Below are 1,058 nucleotides of genomic sequence, written 5' to 3'. Positions count from 1 at the left end.
CTGATGAATTAATAGCATATATTTTTCGAAGACTCTTAAATGCAATGCTTTGTTAGGCTATTGTAAGCGTTTGATTTTTAGTGTGTTTTACGAACAAAGTATTGTTGGTTAAAAAATTGAAAATAAGCAAGATGTAAATCAAACTAGTTACTAATTACTAAAATCTAACAAACTATTAATCTAAAGATCTTATTATAAAATGAAGTACAAAATAGCAGTATTGGCCGGAGACGGAATTGGTCCGGAAATCGTAGCACAGGCAAGAAAAGTTACCGATGCAATTGTTCAAAAATTTGGACACGAATTTGAATACACTGAAGCTTTGGTAGGAGCTGTAGCCATTGATGAAGTTGGTAACCCTTATCCTGATGAAACACACGAATTGTGTATGAATTCGGATGCCGTTTTATTTGGCGCCATTGGGCATCCCCGGTTCGATAACGATCCATCTGCAAAAGTTCGTCCTGAGCAAGGTTTGCTGGCTATGCGAAAAAAATTGGGTTTGTATGCAAATCTTCGTCCGGTAAATACGTTTAAGTCGCTGATTCATAAATCTCCTTTGAAAACCGAATTGGTTGATGGTGCTGATTTTATGTGCATTCGTGAGCTAACCGGAGGAATCTATTTTGGCCGTCCGCAGGGACGTACCGAAGATGGACAAACGGCTTACGATACATGCGTGTACTCCGCAGATGAAATTGAACGAATTGTTCGTTTGGGATTTGAATACGCTGGCAAACGCCGCAAAAAATTAACCATTGTTGATAAAGCAAACGTATTGGCTACATCAAGATTGTGGAGAGAAGTTTCTCAAAGAATTGAGCCTGAATTTCCTGAAATTGAAGTAGAATACATGTTTGTTGACAATGCGGCTATGCAGTTAATCACCTGGCCAAAACGTTTCGATGTAATGGTCACCGAAAATATGTTTGGAGATATTCTTACCGATGAGGCGAGTGTAATTTCAGGCTCAATGGGAATGTTGCCTGCAGCATCAATTGGTGTTCACACTTCGGTATTTGAGCCAATTCATGGTTCTTATCCACAAGCTGCGGGTA

1 protein-coding gene is annotated in these 1,058 nt (G+C 39.1%); it reads left to right on the top strand.

Annotated features, from left to right (window positions below; translation table 11 throughout):
- Window positions 1-199: 199 nt before the first annotated feature.
- Window positions 200-1,058: 3-isopropylmalate dehydrogenase (gene leuB, locus U2P91_RS17915; RefSeq protein ID WP_322520104.1), on the top strand; the 859-nt coding region annotated here is incomplete at its 3' end.

This window comes from Acetobacterium sp. K1/6 (genome assembly GCF_034438075.1).
In the GTDB taxonomy this organism is placed as follows: domain Bacteria; phylum Bacillota; class Clostridia; order Eubacteriales; family Eubacteriaceae; genus Acetobacterium; species Acetobacterium carbinolicum.
Note: the sequence above shows the minus strand (reverse complement) of the source record. Positions and strands in the feature narration are given on the sequence as shown.